Origin of the sequence: Halorussus vallis (assembly GCF_024138165.1) — an archaeon.
Lineage (GTDB): Archaea > Halobacteriota > Halobacteria > Halobacteriales > Haladaptataceae > Halorussus > Halorussus vallis.
On sequence record NZ_CP100000.1, the window covers coordinates 2,237,165 to 2,251,779 of the forward strand.

The 14,615-nt window shown below is 56.1% G+C and carries 23 protein-coding genes; 13 read left to right on the forward strand and 10 right to left on the reverse strand.

Annotated features, from left to right (window positions below):
* Positions 1-14: 14 nt before the first annotated feature.
* The 7 genes from NGM07_RS11330 to NGM07_RS25325 all read left to right on the forward strand — a co-directional run bounded on the left by NGM07_RS11330 (position 15) and on the right by NGM07_RS25325 (position 4,252).
* Positions 15-1,007: a DUF8063 family protein gene (locus tag NGM07_RS11330; RefSeq protein ID WP_253511371.1), complete on the forward strand. Its 993-nt coding sequence runs from the start codon at positions 15-17 to the stop codon at positions 1,005-1,007.
* A complete protein-coding gene (locus NGM07_RS11335) occupies positions 1,004-1,882 on the forward strand; it encodes a hypothetical protein (protein ID WP_253511374.1) in 879 nt (292 codons plus the stop codon). The genes NGM07_RS11330 and NGM07_RS11335 overlap by 4 nt, the downstream gene beginning before the upstream one ends.
* Complete coding sequence (locus NGM07_RS11340) at positions 1,875-3,032, forward strand: hypothetical protein (RefSeq protein ID WP_253511377.1); 1,158 nt, start codon at positions 1,875-1,877, stop codon at positions 3,030-3,032. The genes NGM07_RS11335 and NGM07_RS11340 overlap by 8 nt, the downstream gene beginning before the upstream one ends.
* 161 nt (positions 3,033-3,193) lie before the next feature.
* Positions 3,194-3,433 (forward strand): hypothetical protein, encoded by a 240-nt coding sequence (locus NGM07_RS11345; RefSeq protein ID WP_253511380.1) that lies wholly within the window; start codon positions 3,194-3,196, stop codon positions 3,431-3,433.
* Between the two features lie 220 nt (positions 3,434-3,653).
* Complete coding sequence (locus NGM07_RS11350; RefSeq protein WP_253511382.1) at positions 3,654-3,851, forward strand: hypothetical protein; 198 nt, start codon at positions 3,654-3,656, stop codon at positions 3,849-3,851.
* A 124-nt stretch (positions 3,852-3,975) separates the two neighbouring features.
* Positions 3,976-4,119 (forward strand): hypothetical protein, encoded by a 144-nt coding sequence (locus NGM07_RS11355; RefSeq protein ID WP_253511384.1) that lies wholly within the window; start codon positions 3,976-3,978, stop codon positions 4,117-4,119.
* 1 nt (position 4,120) lies between these two features.
* Positions 4,121-4,252, forward strand: a complete 132-nt coding sequence (locus NGM07_RS25325; RefSeq protein ID WP_256523577.1) for a hypothetical protein — start codon at positions 4,121-4,123, stop codon at positions 4,250-4,252.
* Position 4,253: 1 nt separating this feature from the next.
* On the opposite strand, the gene NGM07_RS11360 is transcribed toward NGM07_RS25325, so the two are convergent.
* Positions 4,254-4,469, reverse strand: a complete 216-nt coding sequence (locus tag NGM07_RS11360) for a hypothetical protein (RefSeq protein ID WP_253511387.1) — start codon at positions 4,467-4,469, stop codon at positions 4,254-4,256.
* Positions 4,470-4,737: 268 nt separating this feature from the next.
* Between NGM07_RS11360 and NGM07_RS11365 the strand changes: the two genes are divergently transcribed.
* The 4 genes from NGM07_RS11365 to NGM07_RS11380 all read left to right on the forward strand — a co-directional run bounded on the left by NGM07_RS11365 (position 4,738) and on the right by NGM07_RS11380 (position 5,909).
* Positions 4,738-4,992, forward strand: coding sequence for a hypothetical protein (locus NGM07_RS11365; RefSeq protein WP_253511389.1), 255 nt, complete (start codon positions 4,738-4,740; stop codon positions 4,990-4,992).
* Positions 4,993-5,181: 189 nt separating this feature from the next.
* Entirely contained in the window at positions 5,182-5,367 is a 186-nt protein-coding gene (locus NGM07_RS11370; RefSeq protein ID WP_253511392.1) for a hypothetical protein, read from the forward strand.
* A 45-nt stretch (positions 5,368-5,412) separates the two neighbouring features.
* Complete coding sequence (locus tag NGM07_RS11375) at positions 5,413-5,607, forward strand: hypothetical protein (RefSeq protein ID WP_253511395.1); 195 nt, start codon at positions 5,413-5,415, stop codon at positions 5,605-5,607.
* Entirely contained in the window at positions 5,604-5,909 is a 306-nt protein-coding gene (locus NGM07_RS11380) for a hypothetical protein (RefSeq protein WP_253511398.1), read from the forward strand. Before NGM07_RS11375 ends, NGM07_RS11380 begins: the two co-directional genes overlap by 4 nt.
* A gap of 328 nt (positions 5,910-6,237) precedes the next feature.
* On the opposite strand, the gene NGM07_RS11385 is transcribed toward NGM07_RS11380, so the two are convergent.
* Genes NGM07_RS11385 through NGM07_RS11395 form a run of 3 tightly spaced genes read right to left on the reverse strand, consistent with a single transcriptional unit; the run spans position 6,238 to position 8,613 of the window.
* Positions 6,238-6,786 carry a TATA-box-binding protein gene (locus tag NGM07_RS11385; protein WP_253511401.1) on the reverse strand — a complete coding sequence of 183 codons (549 nt, stop codon included), beginning with the start codon at positions 6,784-6,786 and terminating at the stop codon, positions 6,238-6,240.
* Position 6,787: 1 nt separating this feature from the next.
* Positions 6,788-7,894: a DNA adenine methylase gene (locus tag NGM07_RS11390; protein ID WP_253511404.1), complete on the reverse strand. Its 1,107-nt coding sequence runs from the start codon at positions 7,892-7,894 to the stop codon at positions 6,788-6,790.
* A gap of 44 nt (positions 7,895-7,938) precedes the next feature.
* Positions 7,939-8,613, reverse strand: coding sequence for a type II restriction endonuclease (locus tag NGM07_RS11395; protein ID WP_253511407.1), 675 nt, complete (start codon positions 8,611-8,613; stop codon positions 7,939-7,941).
* A gap of 163 nt (positions 8,614-8,776) precedes the next feature.
* On the opposite strand from NGM07_RS11395, the gene NGM07_RS11400 reads away from it, so the two are divergent.
* Positions 8,777-9,517: a recombinase family protein gene (locus tag NGM07_RS11400; protein WP_253511409.1), complete on the forward strand. Its 741-nt coding sequence runs from the start codon at positions 8,777-8,779 to the stop codon at positions 9,515-9,517.
* Positions 9,518-9,772: 255 nt separating this feature from the next.
* Here the strand turns inward: NGM07_RS11400 and NGM07_RS11405 are convergent, their stop codons facing one another.
* The 5 genes from NGM07_RS11405 to NGM07_RS11425 form a co-directional block, all read right to left on the reverse strand.
* On the reverse strand, positions 9,773-9,910 hold the full coding sequence (locus NGM07_RS11405; protein WP_253511412.1) for a hypothetical protein: 138 nt from the start codon (positions 9,908-9,910) through the stop codon (positions 9,773-9,775).
* Between the two features lie 79 nt (positions 9,911-9,989).
* Complete coding sequence (locus NGM07_RS11410; protein ID WP_253511415.1) at positions 9,990-10,199, reverse strand: hypothetical protein; 210 nt, start codon at positions 10,197-10,199, stop codon at positions 9,990-9,992.
* A complete protein-coding gene (locus NGM07_RS11415) occupies positions 10,199-10,525 on the reverse strand; it encodes a hypothetical protein (RefSeq protein ID WP_253511418.1) in 327 nt (108 codons plus the stop codon). The genes NGM07_RS11410 and NGM07_RS11415 overlap by 1 nt, the downstream gene beginning before the upstream one ends.
* 55 nt (positions 10,526-10,580) lie before the next feature.
* On the reverse strand, positions 10,581-11,642 hold the full coding sequence (locus NGM07_RS11420; RefSeq protein WP_253511421.1) for a tyrosine-type recombinase/integrase: 1,062 nt from the start codon (positions 11,640-11,642) through the stop codon (positions 10,581-10,583).
* Entirely contained in the window at positions 11,642-12,265 is a 624-nt protein-coding gene (locus NGM07_RS11425; RefSeq protein WP_253511424.1) for a hypothetical protein, read from the reverse strand. The genes NGM07_RS11420 and NGM07_RS11425 overlap by 1 nt, the downstream gene beginning before the upstream one ends.
* Positions 12,266-12,472: 207 nt before the next feature.
* On the opposite strand from NGM07_RS11425, the gene NGM07_RS11430 reads away from it, so the two are divergent.
* Complete coding sequence (locus NGM07_RS11430) at positions 12,473-13,540, forward strand: A24 family peptidase (RefSeq protein WP_368410205.1); 1,068 nt, start codon at positions 12,473-12,475, stop codon at positions 13,538-13,540.
* Between the two features lie 172 nt (positions 13,541-13,712).
* Here NGM07_RS11430 and NGM07_RS11435 read toward each other — a convergent pair whose 3' ends face one another.
* A complete protein-coding gene (locus tag NGM07_RS11435; RefSeq protein ID WP_253511426.1) occupies positions 13,713-14,615 on the reverse strand; it encodes an ABC transporter permease in 903 nt (300 codons plus the stop codon).

The window sequence follows — 14,615 nt, forward strand, 5'->3', positions numbered from 1 at the left end:
TGGTGGTCGGTTGCGTGCTGCTCATTTCGTCGTCTGTTATCACTCCAGTCGCCGGAGCAGGCAATGAAACGACCACGACACCAGCAGGGAACGAGACAACGACTACGACCCCTGATAAGACGAACGTCACGAAGGAAGAGATAGTGACATGGGCTTCGCAGGGTAGGGACATCACTAAATCGAGAGCGCAGGAGCTTCTCTCGTGGTTTAACAGCCACTCGGGAGAGTTCGATGTCGCCGAGTCCAAGCAGGTCCGCGACTGGCTGACCTCCGAACTCACGTCTGGGGCGGACTGGAGCGTAGACACCGTCGTAGCGTACGCTAAGAGCGATAAGGACGTCAAGCTGCCCGAGGCGAAGTCAATTTACGACTGGTACCTCGCGGGCGGCAACACGGACCTTACCAAGAAACAGCGCGGCATAGTGTCTGAGTGGCTGAAGACCCAGCTATCGCAATCTGATGGTCCGGCAACTCCGACGCCGTCAACTTCCACGAACAATACGACGAGCGAGAAGCCGTCAGACTACAAAACCGCGAAGAAGGCAATCAAAGACGGCCATGTCGCCGAGGGGGAACTCAGTAACTCGTGGGACATCAAAAACAAGGAAATCGGCCCTATCAAGGTCATTGCGGCGGAGGGGAACGGGGAGACATCGACTCTCATCATTAAATCGTCGAACCCTACGATGGTGAGTATTACTGACCCGGTTGCCATTGAGCATGGGGATGGTGCAGTCAAAGTGCCGTCTCAGACGCTACATAGCGGATACAACGTCGTGCAGGTCAAGACGATGGAATTCGGTGGAAAGGAGAAAGTGTGGGTGTCTGCTGGCGGATACATTGATGACATTAAATTCAACGAAAAAGCAGACATTGTTCCCAAACCGTACCGGTCGTACGACGTCGTCCTCGGGTTCCTACTCCCGATTCCACTCATGGTGGTGACGACGCTCTTCATGTTCCGTCGGAAGAAGAACAAGCCCAAGTCCCCGGGGGTGGCGAAATGACTGAAACAGTCCACTTCGAGTCGAATCTTGACCGAGTCGTTTACCTAATCGGGGAGTACAAATTCCTCCTCTCAGTACTTGCGCTCGGGGTTCTCACCGTATTAGCGGTCGTTCTCCTGAACTTACCAATCCCTGACTGGAACGACATCCCGCGCTGGGGTCAGGTCGCGATTATCGTGACGTCAATCGGGTGGCCGCTGCCGCTGTTCGCGGGGAGTTACCTCGCAAATAAGCTGCACGACCCTGACTGGGTGTATCCCCGAGAAATCGACGCTGCACGCCCCGTCTCGGACATAGAGGACATCAAGAACGACGACGGGACGATTGATAAGCAACTGATTGCTGAGAAGCACAAAATCCCGAAATCGATGTGGGAGACCCAGTTGACCGTCACCGAGGGGAAAATCTACTGGAACAAGATTGGCGGCTACCCTATCGTCCGAGAAATCGACTACGGCGACGATGTCGACGGTGTCGAGGTCGTCGGACCATGGATGGGTGAGAAGACTGACGTCGAGGTCGCCACCTCGCAGGAAGCTATCGCAGCTAACCGGGGGCAACTGCGCGAGTGGGCGCAGGCGGGCCAGCAGTTGTACGCGAAGCTCCCCGCAATCTCACAGGCTATCGAGTCACGGTACTGGAAGGCGATGTCGGACGATAAGCTGGACCGGGTCGCGAAGCACTCGGAGGTCGTTCGTGGGAGCGTCGTTGAGGATGTCGAGAAGCTCACCGACTCGTTGGAGACACCTGACAACAAGGACAGCGACGACGGTACTTCCGAACCTGACCGTGAGAACCTCTCCGAGGAAGTTGCTGATGAAGCTATCGACGGTGGGGTCCCCGAGGAATGGAAGGGGGGTGGTGTAGATGAGTAATCTGGATAACTACGCCTTCTCGCGTCTGCGAGAGGATTTAGCTCGGCAGAAGCTGCCAGCACTCGAAGAAGCAGGTCTCCTCACACCTGACACCATCCGGTATCTGGAATCGTATCGTCGGCACTACGAGCCGGGCTCGAAACCACACTACGAGACTGGGAAACCCGCGGTCTCTTACCATAATACCGAACACTACGTGAACGTCGTTCGTCCAGAAGTGGGTGAGTGCCTCAGTAGGGCCGTCCAGAGTGGGAATCTGGCTGTCGTCAAACACGCAATCGGGTTGGTCGGCGGAGATGATAGTGACGTCCCGTTCCAAGACGCTCTGACACTGGAGAACCTTATCCACGGAGATGAGTTCCGTATCTTCGTCTTCACAGGTGGTCAAGGAGGAGGGAAGTCGTACTTAGCGTACACGCTCGCTAAGTACAAATCCCGTCTCTGCCGACGCGACAACATCCCCGTCCGCGCTATCACGAATAGCCTCTCCGCTGTCGAGATGAACGATGAACTCGATTTCGTGGGGTCACCGAACGACCTACTCGACTACCGACTGGAGAACCCGGGTCACATCGTGCTCGTGCTCGATGAGGCGTCGTCGTTCTTCTCGTCGAAAGCAGGAAACGCGCATAACCTCCAGAATTTCGTCCCGTTCCTCCGGCGGCTGCGTAAGATGAAAATCGTACCAATCATCGTCTCCCACCGGGCAATGGACATCGGAACAGACATCCGTAAACTCGACAGCGTGGTGTTCATCGACAAGCCAGACCAAGATACGGCAGTCTTCTACGGTGAGTCGAGCGAGGATGACCTCAACGATAAGCTCCTCGAACTATCCAACTACAGCACTGATGAGCGGTACGATTACGACTCTGACGACTTGTTCATCTCGTGGAAATGGGATGGTCTCGACCGAGTCACTGAGTTGATGGAGAACCCGCAGCAGTTTCGTGAGCTTTGGGAGACCAAAGGGGTCGTGAAGGACCTCCGCGAGGTCGCCGAGCGTATGGAGAAAATCGAGTCCTTGGAGCAAGACCGAGACGACCTCATTCGGGCCTGCTCGGAACTCGATTACTCCCAATCCGAAATCGCCGAATTCGCAGGTGTCAGCCAGTCACGCGTCAATCGGCTACTCAATTATTCACAGTGAATAACCCCTTTCCGGGTGAAACAAGGCTAAATCGACAGACGGCGGCGTTATTCAGTCTGCAATAATTCTACGCTGTGAGCACCCACCCTACTACTACGTAGTAGGGTGACTTCTCGCCGGTCGGGGCGAACGGCTATAGTATAATATCTCCATACTTTAGTATGGAAGAAACACCGTCCACAGGTACCGTCTCGCACGAGAGATGCGAGACCTGTGGCGCGTTCCTAATCGAGACGCATGGCGAGTACGAATGCCCCGACTGCAACCAGTCGAGGGACGATTACATTAAACGCAAGCTCACCGAGTTCCAGCGGTTAGTGGACGAGAAAGAACGCATCGAGCGCGAGATAGATAGGCTGTACGCGCAAATAATTCTGACTGCCCGAGGTGAAGAAGCATGAGCGCAGTAGTAGGAGCTATCCTATTCATCGGGATTGGGGTCATTGTTGGACGGACACTCTGGACACCGCGACGTCAGTGTTCGTCCGACTCAGACCACTCAGTATTCGTTGTAGAGAAATACTGTGGCGAGTGTGGAGCCGAAATCGTCGATGGGGACCTGACAATCACTCGACTCCGACGACGACTTCGAGACCGACTCGACCCGGACGGAGGAAGCCAATGAACCGATTCATCAGAGCGTACGCATTCGTGGCGACGGTCGCGTGTCACGCTGGAATTTACCTGTCAGTGACAAGTGATAGTGACCCGCTGTTCGGCGTAGGTGTACTCTTAGGTGCAGCAGTCCTCGCTCTGTCCGTCCTCTCACTGGCACTCGTCGGCATTGAGTCACTGGTTAAGCTGGGTGAGTCAGCGTGACCGTTGCCTGCCCTTCGTGTGGCCGAGACCTGCAGGCTGAACGGAGACTCATCGACTGCATCTGTGGAGCGAGGTGGATACTCAACCTGACACGCGTCCCGAGCACACCGGAGGGACGACCGGCATGACTCACGATGAAGTCGTCCACGTCGCCAAGATGCTGGTCGTGACGGTCCTCTACATGGTCGTCCTCTGTTGGTTCTTGCTCGACGAATGGGGTCGGGAAAAGTATCGCTCGCTCACCCACTGGCACTACGAGGTCGAGTGAGATGGCCGTCGAGAAACTACCGGAGTTCATTGAGTGGGACGGGGACTTCTACTCCTGTGCGTTGTGTTCTGAGACAATCACAGACTCCCGGACTGGTGCGATTCTGCACTTGCTCCGCCGACACGACGACTGACTCACTTCTCTTGCTCGTCGAGCCACTTCGATAGCATCGCCAAGACGGACGAGTAGGCATCATGCCGACCAGATTCGTACTCTGAGAGGTCTGCGTATTGTTCGTCCGGGTCTGACATTCGAAAGCCCCGAACAGCCTGCTCGACCTGCCTCAAAGTCTCGGGGTCCAGTCCAGCGGGGTCGATGACGTCGTCACCGTCGCCAGCGTCGTCGGTCATGCTACCCGCTACGGGCCACTGGGTGAAAGTCTCCCTTGTGGACACCCCCCTCATTCAGACCACTCTCGGTGGTCAGAACGGGATACGTTCGACGAACCGGAGTCCCGGGCCAGAGACTAAGCCGAAAGGACTCAAAGTGATAAACGAGCGCTGCACCTGCGTTCTGAGCCTGCTCGACCATGCCCCAAGGGTGTGGGAGTAGGAACGGTGCTTCTCCACGCTATTCACGCACCCAGCGCCTAAGCCCTTCTTTTTACTATATCAGAATATGGAACGAAACAACATCACTTATCGAGACACGGATACGGTCTACGCTGTGTATGAGGAGTATGACGACAACCGGAGGCTCCTCAACGTCTACGAGAACCTCGACGACGCGAAACAGGAAGTAGACAACCGAGCGCGTGAGCACACCTACGAACCCAACCGTGAGCGTGGTGTATACTCGGAGTTAGTAGACCACGGTATGTTATTCGGCTACTGGGTCGACGAGGTCGACTTCGTCACAGGTGACGAGCGATGAGTCGAATAGAACCTGCTACACCGTATTGCCCGAACTGTGGAACGCTACCGGATGGCGAATACTACGTCGTCCACGACGAGATGGGTCATCCAGTTACATTCAGCGAAGGGCCGGGACTACCCGAACTAGTCGTGTACGGCTGCTTCCACGAAGACTGTGGCCGGTACGCAGGTGTGAAGGTGACGAGCGATGAGTGAAACCGTCTGGCTCGACGAGGTCGTGCTTCAAGCCCTCGACGAGGACCGGGACGTCGACATCAAAGGGGACGCACGCCGCGGGTGGCATATCCTCATCGACGGCGAGCGTGTGACTGGAGACGGCCACGGGCTCACGTGGGAGACCCTCTGCTACGAGGTCGAGGTCGACGACGAGTAACCGACGCACCCAGCGCCTAAGCCCTTCTTTTTCTAACTTTAATGTATGGAACGAAATAACGTCGACGAGGCAATTCGGACGTTCGGCTCCGAACACGAACACGTAATCTACGAAATGGTGACCGGCTGGAAAGAATACGATATGCGCGAGTACGACTTAGCTGTCGAGAGACTCATTGAAGACGCGATAACGAGTCTCAGTAGCGAAGACATTCACCGTATCCGGGGTGACGAGCGATGAAATGTGAATTCTGTCCGAACGAGGTCGAGCCCCACAATGAGGAGGATGCACTCACCTTACGAATCGAGCGAGACATCGTTGTTGAAGATACTGTTTCCATTATCCCAGACCACGTGTTCGACCACGGTCGAGAGTGTATCTCTCACCCGGCTGACGACGAAGACAGAGATATAACCAAATACTGGAGCAGTAGCGACGAGGCAGTCTTCTGCTCCGATAAGTGTCTCATGGCATGGGTTATGTTACAGGATAGTATCCTCGATTCCAGCCTTCGCGACGAACTCAGAGGTGACGAGCGATGAGTGAGACGGATACACTCGATAGGGTCTATTTTACTACCATAGGACTAGTGCTGTTGATGTCCCAACTCTGGATGGCCAATGAAGTAGCCACTCAAATCGCACCGGAGGGTAATCTGGTCGTGTACATCATGGTCTGGACACTCACAATAATCGTGTCCACCTACCTATCGAAGCCGACGTGGGAGAACATCCACCCGTAATCGAGTTGAAGGTCAACTCGCTCATATTTTCCCGAACACCCCTCGTTCAGAGCACTCTATCCGCTATGTAGCTACCCACATAGCCGAATAGTCGCGAGAACTCGTTTACTTGTCACCAAAATAATCCACTATATTGTTGATTGTTCCACACGTGCCTTTATTTCATCAAATGCTTCAGCAACCCCCTCAGTGGTTCGGACACCGGTAAGCGATATTTTCCCTGAAGCGAATATTTTGAACAGCCCTTGATGGTCTGGTGGACGGTAATCTACTGAACCGAATACTTCTGGTTCGTACTGGGCGTGTTTTGTCCCAAGCGCCTCAACTAATGCTTCGAGATTTATTCCCGAGTTGATGGAGTCAACGAAGACGAGATTTCGAACATCAACTTCGCTCGCACTGGGCGGCAGGTCGAAGCCGGTTACATTTTTGATTTCTTCTACTAGCTGGTCCCCAACTCGACGAAGATTTTCGACCGAACTTGAGCCATGAATATTGTACTTTCCTGATGAGAATAGCATGATTGTTGGCTCACTGTCGGTCAGTCGGAGCTTTAGTGCAGGATGCGTCTCGGGCTCGTAGCTCGATAGATATGCGTTAATATCTATTGTGAGGTGAGTAAGGTCTAATTCGACACCGAGGTCCCCGCCACCCGCGACACTAACTAACTCTGGCAAATTAATCGTACGCTACGAATATTATCTCATCTGCGCTATCCTCGCTCGTTGAGAGCGCGTACTGGTGTTCCTTGGCCTCAACAACCACGTTGGACTTGTGGTACTCCAACATGTTCTTCAGTTCTTTAGGAGTCGGTAGACCGGCTGTATTGTAGGAGAGTGCAATGTGGCTATCGCTGAACTTTTCGAAGGTCTTCTCGAATGCGTTGTATACTGCGTCAGGGTCTGTCCACTGGGACGGGTTCCGCTGCAACCGCTTCGTCTTCACGCTATCGTCAATAAGGTCCGGCCAGTCGTCGTATTGGAGCCACCCTTCTAAGAAGTGGTAGTAGAAGCGGTACGGTGTTTCGCCGTTCTGTTTTGTTCGGTCATAGTATGGGGGGTCTAAGTACACGAGGTCTGCTTCAGGAGGGTTTTCCCAGTTTAGCACATCCTCATTATAGGATGCGTTCTCCCGCTCATTGTCGAAGACAGCAGCGTTGAATTCATCAACAACGTTCCTGAAGTGCTCGTCAAATGGTTTTTCCCATGTTGTCTTATTCCCAAACGAACGCTCTACATCTTGAGTACGCATATACAGATTAGCTCGGTGGAACAGGTTGTACGGCCGTTTAGCCAGCGCCGCCTGCGAAACAGCAGAGTTGGCAATAGCGCGTTTATACTCATTATCGAGCTTGTCGATATTGACGCGCATCCTGTCTAACCACTCGTTCTCGTCATCCGTGTAGTAGAGGTCGTCGAATTCATCTTGGACGAGCGATGGGTAGTCGAAATCGTGCTCCTCCAAAAGCCAGTTCACGTCCTCGTCAGTAAGCCGGGCCCCATTGTTCTCAATCAGTGCGAGTCCGATTTGGTGGTTAAATCGAAGGAAATCGTTGTAGAAGACCTGCTTACCGTGCTTCTTTGCCTCAAAAGAAATAGCACCAGTCCCTCCGAAGGGGTCCAACATTGAATCGAACTCAACCCGACCCAAGTTCTCCCATATCCAACTGGAGAGTTTCCGTTTGCTACCCTGATACCGCGTGGTTGGGAAGTCAGCATCAACCGTAGAATAGAATGATGTCTCCTCTCCAGACACATCGAACCTCATCTGCTCGTGGTCACTCATCTGACTACATGGCGGTTGCGAACCGTAAAACAATTACCGGAATTTCAATCGTAGTTTCGCCAATATTCTTCGAAGTCCTCTTCGCTGTCGAAGACCGGTTCTCTGTTTCGAAGAGCTTCCATATCCTTCATCGAGCCCATGGCATTTGTCGTTCCAGTCCCGGAGGACTGTGATGCGAACTCCCACTTTCGGCCGATGAGGGTCTCTATATCCCAGACCATATCGAGGCTTTTCTTGTCATCGTCCCATCTATAAGCAAAGCAGAGAATCCAGTGGTCATCGTAAGTTCCGTAGGGGTACGTCGTCCATGGACTCTCCTCGGTCGGATTTCTAAAGTATCCCGCGTAGCTACCAAGCGTCATTGGGCTTTTCAGACGGTTCTCCGAACTGGCACTTCTACGAGCGGTTTTGATGTCTAGTGCAATCTGTTTATCCTCGAAAATCAGTGTGGAGTCAGGGTACTGTCTGGTGTGGTCCGGTTCAATGAGCTTCGCACCGAGTTCATCTGCCATCTTCTCCACTTGGACGACAGCGTCAACCTCGAAAATCGCCGTTACGCAGTTAGACACCGGTGGAATCGGGATAACCTCGCCATCCCCCTTGATGACTCCTTTCGCGTTCCACGTGAAGCCGTCAAAGTAGTCGTGTAGTGCTTGCTCAAACTCATCCTCGTCGAACGGCTCAACATCGTTATCATACGAATCGAGACGGTCCTGCATAGCCCAAAGTGGATACACCCGCCAGATAAGTCTACCTACAATACAGTAAGCCATCACACGAGACAGAAAATTGGGGGTGAAAACAGACGAACACCCGTTTACAGGATGTAAGCAAGTCGGGGTAATATATAAGCAGGTCTGGATGTAACCTAAGAGTAGAGAAATGACAGAAAAACTGGAATCTGTGGCAGTCTACATCCGCCGGTCCACTGCTGACCAAGATGATGAGCACCAGCGGGACGACATCGTCGATTGGCTCGACCGACACAACCTCGTTCTCGGTGACGTCGACCTCTACGCAGACCAAGCATCCGGTTCAACTGCAGAGAGAGACCAATTCCTCGCGCTCGTCGAGGGCATCGAACACGGTGACTATAGCGACGTAGTTGTCTGGGAGGTTTCCCGGATTGCCCGGAAGGGCCTACTCGCCCAGCGGTTCTTCGACGCTGCAGAGGATAGCGAGACGACCATCCACGTGACGAACGGGAGCGTCAGAGAAATCAGGCCGGATGGTACTGGCCGGCTCGTCGCCGACATCATCGCATCGGTCGCTGCAGAGGAGCGTCGAGCCCTAATCCGACGCACCCAATCTGGACAGCGACGGGCCCGTCAGCAAGGAAAATGGCTCGGCCAAGTACCTGCAGGATTCGCCCGCGATGATGGTTATCTAAAGCCCAACATCGACCCGGATTACGCAGAAGGAGAAACAGGATACTTCGACATCGCCGAAGCACTGGACGCAATCGACCGAGGAGAGAGCTACAATGCAGTCGCAAAGCGAACACCGAATGTAACGAGGCAGACTCTCAGCAACATCGACCAAGACGATGAGCGTCGATGTTGGTATACTGATGCGACTTCTGACGACGAGCGTGTTGATGATGCACTAGATTCAGTACGCTAAACTATGTCTACAGACGAACCAGTCACGAGAACAAATCAACGCGATGCCATCGCAGGTCACAATCTAAACAGCGCAGCCACGTAGTCATTCCAAATGGAGACGGACGCTCGACCTCCACCATCCTCTCACAATCGCACGCTGAACACGCATAGCGCGTGATGACATCTCGTTCACTCTCTCCTGAAGCATAACGTCTATCGAACTCATCGACCTGTGGCCCCAGTTCCTCACGAAATGACGGCAGTTCCCGGGGCATCAATCCTTAACGGGGACGGAGATAGTCTGACGAGCCCACTCCTCGATTAGCTCAGCTTTACTGTCGAAGTGAGGGTGGTCTTCGAGGTGTTTGTCCATCGCGGTGGCCAAGTGGTTGGGTAGGTCGACAGTCGCCATAGACGGTTACCCACTCTGAGACCATATAAATCCACCTTAGAAAGAAATGAAAGTTAGAAGACGGTGCAGAAATGCGCTGTTACGACGAATCGAGAAGACGCTCGGCCTCGGAGATGACCTCTGCGAGCGAGTCACCAGTTATCGAGAACGCAGACTGATGGAACATGATGCGCCACTCCCCAGTGCGCGGATGACGAGCAACCCCAACAACACCCTCCCAGTCAGGTGTCGAACCCGCGGTTCGGTCCGGCATCGATTCGGCCCACTCGACCAACTCAGTGAACTCCATCACGCACCACCCATCGCACTGTAGATGTCCCACCGGTCACCTTCCGTCAGCATGTAGTCACGGACGAGCGTTGCAGGGACGACTCCCTCCCGATACTCCTCTACAGCATGATGGATTGCGTCCGGCAGTCGTTCGAGAGGAACGTCGTCAGAGAGCACGAGAGCATCGTCAGGCACCGTGGGCGACGTCGAGGTGAGCGTGTACGCGTGTGGGCCGGAGTCAGGATGGGAGACGATGTAGACGACCCAGCCGGATAGGTCATTCACGGTCTCGTGGACCTCGTTGATTTGGTCGATTCGACGGTCGTATTCCGTTTTTGACTGCATACATATGACAGCGGACTATAACTGCAAAGGTCCTTACCAACCGTGGTGAAAGTGATTAGTCCGGCCCGTGAGAGTGAGCGTAGCCAACGCCCGCACGCGGGTCATCCTCGACATACCGTTCCTCCGTGATTTTGACGGACGAATGCCCCATCTGCTTGGAGACCTCCCACAGACGGGCTTCCTCGCCTTCTTCTGGAGCTTCGTGAATCATGTACGTCCCGTATCCATGCCTGACATTATGAGCAGAAATTAGCCACCGGTTCGGGATTGGATTCCCATCCTCATCCATGGCTGCGTTCGCGTCAGCATACAGGTACCTGTTAATCCCTGCTCGGTCAGCGGCGTCGATGATGATTTCATTAATACGCTCAGCATGGAGGCGAGCCCCACGCTCACCGACGAACAAGTAATCATGGTCGTTTCCGCCGAGCATCTCGTCGCGATGGCTGTAGTCCAACCACTCCTTCAGAAGACCGTCTAGCGACGGTTGATAGGCCACGACCCGCCGTTTTCCATTCTTCGTGATAGACCCGGGCAGTTCGATTTCCCGTGCTTCACGGTCAAGCATATCAGTAGTGAGTAGACTCTGCTCGCCTCGCCTCAGAGCCGTTTGCCACATCATTCGGATGACGAGTTGGTCACGCACCCTGTTGCGACCAACGTTCTTCTCCATTTTCCTGATGTCTTCTTGAGACGTAGCGTACCTCTCACCATCCTCTAACTCACGCTCCTGCTGGGTCGTTTTCGTCATTCCCCATTTCGAGTCCTTGGAGCCGTTCCACCGTGCAAGGGGATTTGACTCGGCCAACTCCATATTCACGAGATAGTCATGGAACGCGTTAATACGGTCCCACCGGTACCTCGGGGTGGTTCCGTTGAACTCGTTGGACAGTGCGCGACCCACGCGGCTCGCATCGGCCGGCGTCACATCAAGTACGGAATCGATGCCGTGGTCATCCAGCCAATGGTCGTACCAGCGTAGGTCCTGCTTGTAACGCCTCGTGCTGCCAGTCTGACGCAGGTCGTCGTCGTCATCATCAGTACCCGCGTCTAACTCATCGATATAGTCCTGAATCTCATACCGACAGTCATCGACCGGCTTGTAGCGTCGCGGCATCAGACCGACCCCGGGTTCTTGTAGTAGCGTCGCTCCGAAATTCGGATGTCCCCCACCTTCTCACCCATGTCGACGTCTATATCACCCATCTCGATGGTGTCGAACTCCACATCAGGATAGTACTTCAGCATCAGAGCGCACGCACGACGAGCCTCGGATGGCTCCACACCGAAATATTGGGCCCACACTGACGGAGTAGACACTGTATGCGCGACAGAGTGTTCGGACTCCACAATTCTGTGCGCTAACTCCTCCATGTCCGGGAGTTCTTCGCCATCAAGATATTCCGGGAGTGACTCATATATCGACCTTGCCAGCTTGTCTATCTCGTCGTCATCTGATGTTTGGGCATCTATCTCAGTGATGTGTTCTTCCAACCGCTCTAACCGCTCGACAACCGGAGAGAGGGCGACATCCATTGACCGGATAAGGTCCTCCTCATCAATCGCCACATCCTGTTGGCCGTCAGAATTGATGTGTCCCTTGACGAGCGTACGCATCATCCGTGGAATAGAATCGAACTCGTTGGTCTCGTCGATATGCTTCTGGAACTCCTCTTTCTCCTCCGGGGTGACCCTGACCCCTATCATCTCTGTCCTGTTTGGCATACTGATGTTCATCATAGAGACGAGAATCTGTGTTAAACCTATGTTTTACGGCATGGGTGAGAACCGCGTCATCTGAGCGCCCTTCGGCCACGACTCTCCGATTTTTTCGCCGACAGTGTTCGGTAGCAGCGGTGCCGTCGGTCGTCCCGTCTCCAGCGTTCGTCTTCCGTTACTCTTACATTTATATAGGAAGCCGAGACAACCTCGGAGAGAGACTGCGACATGCCCGCACTCCCAATCGACGCCTCCGTCCCCGACCTTCTACGTTTGCTCGCGGTGCCCGTCTTCGGATGGGCCGCCTGGCGGGACGTGGAGACGCGCCGGATTCCGAACCGGACGTGGTACCCCCTCGCCGCGCTCGCGCTCGTCCTGCTGGCGTGGGACGGGTGGCGGGCGTGGACCGGCCAGTTCGGCGGCTTCGAACCGTTCGCCATCCGGGTCACGGTGAGCCTCGGCTTCGTCGCGCCGCTGGTCGTCGTCTTCTGGTGGTTCCGGGCGTTCGGCGGCGCCGACGCCAAGGCGTTCCTGGTGGTCGCCGCGCTGTTCCCGGTGTTCCCGAGTTATCAGGTACTGGGCTGGGGCCTCCCGTACCAGCAGACCCCGCTCGGCGTCTTCTCGCTGACCATCCTGACGAACACGGTGCTGGTCGGCGCGCTCTATCCGCTGACCCTCGCCACGACCAACGCGGTCGCCGGGCGGTTCTCCACGATGATGGCCGTCGGGAAGCCGATTCGGTGGGACGCGGTGCCGAGGGCTCACGGTCGCCTGCTGGAGACGACCGGCGGGATGGACCGCAACGGCGTCGACCTCGACGCCCTGCGGATGTACCTCCGGTGGCGCGGCCTGACGCTGGCCGACGTGCGCGAGCGCACCGACCGCTTCCGGGACCCCGCGTCGCTGCCCGCGAATCCGAATCCGGCGGGCGACGGCGCGGTCGCCCGCGACCGCGCCGTCGCCGAGGCGGAGGGGGACGTGAGAGCGCGCGAGAACTCCGACGCCGAACCGCGGGCCGACGGAAACGGCGTCGGAGAGACGCTCCCGGCCGGAGATGTCCCCGACGACGACCCGTGGGGTGCGGCGCGGTTCCTCGCCGACATCGACCACGGCGCGTACGGGACGACCCCCGAGAGCCTGCGCGAGGGTCTGGACGTGCTGGCGACCGAAGAGCGCGTCTGGGTGTCGCCCGGCATCCCGTTCATCGTCCCGCTGTTCGTGGGCCTGGTCGTCTCGCTCACCTACGGCGATATGCTGTTCACAGGGCTACAGCTATTGGGACTACCCTTAGGTTGATTCGACTCGGCCGTCGCCTCGGCGGTCGGCGTGTCGGCCGACCGCCGCGTATCCACCGAGGAACTCGACCGTATCGAGGCGACGGCGTATCGAAAGAAGTCGGTAACGGTGGGCGGCGGTGGTGGCCGTAGGCGGTCGTAACCGCGGCCGGCGACCGCCCGCGCCGCCGCGGTTACTCTCCCTCGCCCTCCGTACCGGCGACCATCCCGGTGACGTTGCCGACGTTCATCGCCACCGCGAGCACGACGGCGATGGCGAACACGATGAGCGACGAGATGGCGTTCATCTTCGGCGCAGTGCCGTACTTTATCATCGAGAACATCGACGTGGTCAGCACGTTGAGCGTCCCCTTCACGAAGTAGACCCGGATGAAGTCCTCGAACGACCGGATCCACGCGAAGAGGAAGCCCGCGCCGATGGCGGGCGCGACGATAGGGAGCGTAACGTCCCGGAACGTGGTCAACGGGTCGGCGCCCAGGTCGCGGGCGGCCTCCTCGAGCGACTCGTCGAAGGTGTACAGTCGGGCCGTCACCATTAGCACCACGAACGGGAAGCCGTAGACGCTGTGGGTCAGCACCACCGTCCAGAACCCCGGCACGATGACGATGCCGAACAGCTGAGGCAACAGCGTCCGGAAGTAGATGAGCAACGCGATGCCGAGCACGACGCCCGGAATCACCATCGGCAGGATGCCGAAGGTTCGGTAGGTCTCCTTCAGCGGGAAGTCGTACCGAGCCAGCGCGAAGCTCGCGAGCACACCCAGCACCGTGGCGACGGCCGCCGCGAGCGTCGCTATCTGGACGCTGTGCCAGACCGCGGTCAACAACGCGCCGTCGGCGAACGTCGCGGCGTAGTGCGCGGACGTGAACCCCTTGAACGGGAATATCGTGCTCGCGTTCACCGCGAACGACAGGAACATCATCACCGCCAGCGGAATCCACAGGAACACGAGGAGCGCGCCCGCGACCACGTACAGTCCGTACTTCAGCAACTGCTCGCGGCGCTCGTAGTCGAACACCGACGCGCTTCCCGACTCGACTTCGGTTCCGGTTTCGGTGTCGGTCTCCGTCGCCAT

What these genes read in the sequence shown, in the direction of transcription:
- NGM07_RS11335 (WP_253511374.1), top strand. Translation starts at nt 1,004, where the DNA reads ATGACTGAAACAGTCCACTTCGAGTCGAATCTTGACCGAGTCGTTTAC.
- NGM07_RS11340 (WP_253511377.1), top strand. Translation starts at nt 1,875, where the DNA reads ATGAGTAATCTGGATAACTACGCCTTCTCGCGTCTGCGAGAGGATTTA.
- NGM07_RS11345 (WP_253511380.1), top strand. Translation starts at nt 3,194, where the DNA reads ATGGAAGAAACACCGTCCACAGGTACCGTCTCGCACGAGAGATGCGAG.
- NGM07_RS11350 (WP_253511382.1), top strand. Translation starts at nt 3,654, where the DNA reads ATGAACCGATTCATCAGAGCGTACGCATTCGTGGCGACGGTCGCGTGT.
- NGM07_RS11355 (WP_253511384.1), top strand. Translation starts at nt 3,976, where the DNA reads ATGACTCACGATGAAGTCGTCCACGTCGCCAAGATGCTGGTCGTGACG.
- NGM07_RS25325 (WP_256523577.1), top strand. Translation starts at nt 4,121, where the DNA reads ATGGCCGTCGAGAAACTACCGGAGTTCATTGAGTGGGACGGGGACTTC.
- NGM07_RS11360 (WP_253511387.1), bottom strand. Translation starts at nt 4,469, where the DNA reads ATGACCGACGACGCTGGCGACGGTGACGACGTCATCGACCCCGCTGGA.
- NGM07_RS11365 (WP_253511389.1), top strand. Translation starts at nt 4,738, where the DNA reads ATGGAACGAAACAACATCACTTATCGAGACACGGATACGGTCTACGCT.
- NGM07_RS11370 (WP_253511392.1), top strand. Translation starts at nt 5,182, where the DNA reads ATGAGTGAAACCGTCTGGCTCGACGAGGTCGTGCTTCAAGCCCTCGAC.
- NGM07_RS11375 (WP_253511395.1), top strand. Translation starts at nt 5,413, where the DNA reads ATGGAACGAAATAACGTCGACGAGGCAATTCGGACGTTCGGCTCCGAA.
- NGM07_RS11380 (WP_253511398.1), top strand. Translation starts at nt 5,604, where the DNA reads ATGAAATGTGAATTCTGTCCGAACGAGGTCGAGCCCCACAATGAGGAG.
- NGM07_RS11390 (WP_253511404.1), bottom strand. Translation starts at nt 7,894, where the DNA reads ATGAGTGACCACGAGCAGATGAGGTTCGATGTGTCTGGAGAGGAGACA.
- NGM07_RS11395 (WP_253511407.1), bottom strand. Translation starts at nt 8,613, where the DNA reads ATGCAGGACCGTCTCGATTCGTATGATAACGATGTTGAGCCGTTCGAC.
- NGM07_RS11400 (WP_253511409.1), top strand. Translation starts at nt 8,777, where the DNA reads ATGACAGAAAAACTGGAATCTGTGGCAGTCTACATCCGCCGGTCCACT.
- NGM07_RS11405 (WP_253511412.1), bottom strand. Translation starts at nt 9,910, where the DNA reads ATGGCGACTGTCGACCTACCCAACCACTTGGCCACCGCGATGGACAAA.
- NGM07_RS11410 (WP_253511415.1), bottom strand. Translation starts at nt 10,199, where the DNA reads ATGGAGTTCACTGAGTTGGTCGAGTGGGCCGAATCGATGCCGGACCGA.
- NGM07_RS11415 (WP_253511418.1), bottom strand. Translation starts at nt 10,525, where the DNA reads ATGCAGTCAAAAACGGAATACGACCGTCGAATCGACCAAATCAACGAG.
- NGM07_RS11420 (WP_253511421.1), bottom strand. Translation starts at nt 11,642, where the DNA reads ATGCCGCGACGCTACAAGCCGGTCGATGACTGTCGGTATGAGATTCAG.
- NGM07_RS11425 (WP_253511424.1), bottom strand. Translation starts at nt 12,265, where the DNA reads ATGATGAACATCAGTATGCCAAACAGGACAGAGATGATAGGGGTCAGG.
- NGM07_RS11430 (WP_368410205.1), top strand. Translation starts at nt 12,473, where the DNA reads ATGCCCGCACTCCCAATCGACGCCTCCGTCCCCGACCTTCTACGTTTG.
- NGM07_RS11435 (WP_253511426.1), bottom strand. Translation starts at nt 14,615, where the DNA reads ATGGCGACGGAGACCGACACCGAAACCGGAACCGAAGTCGAGTCGGGA.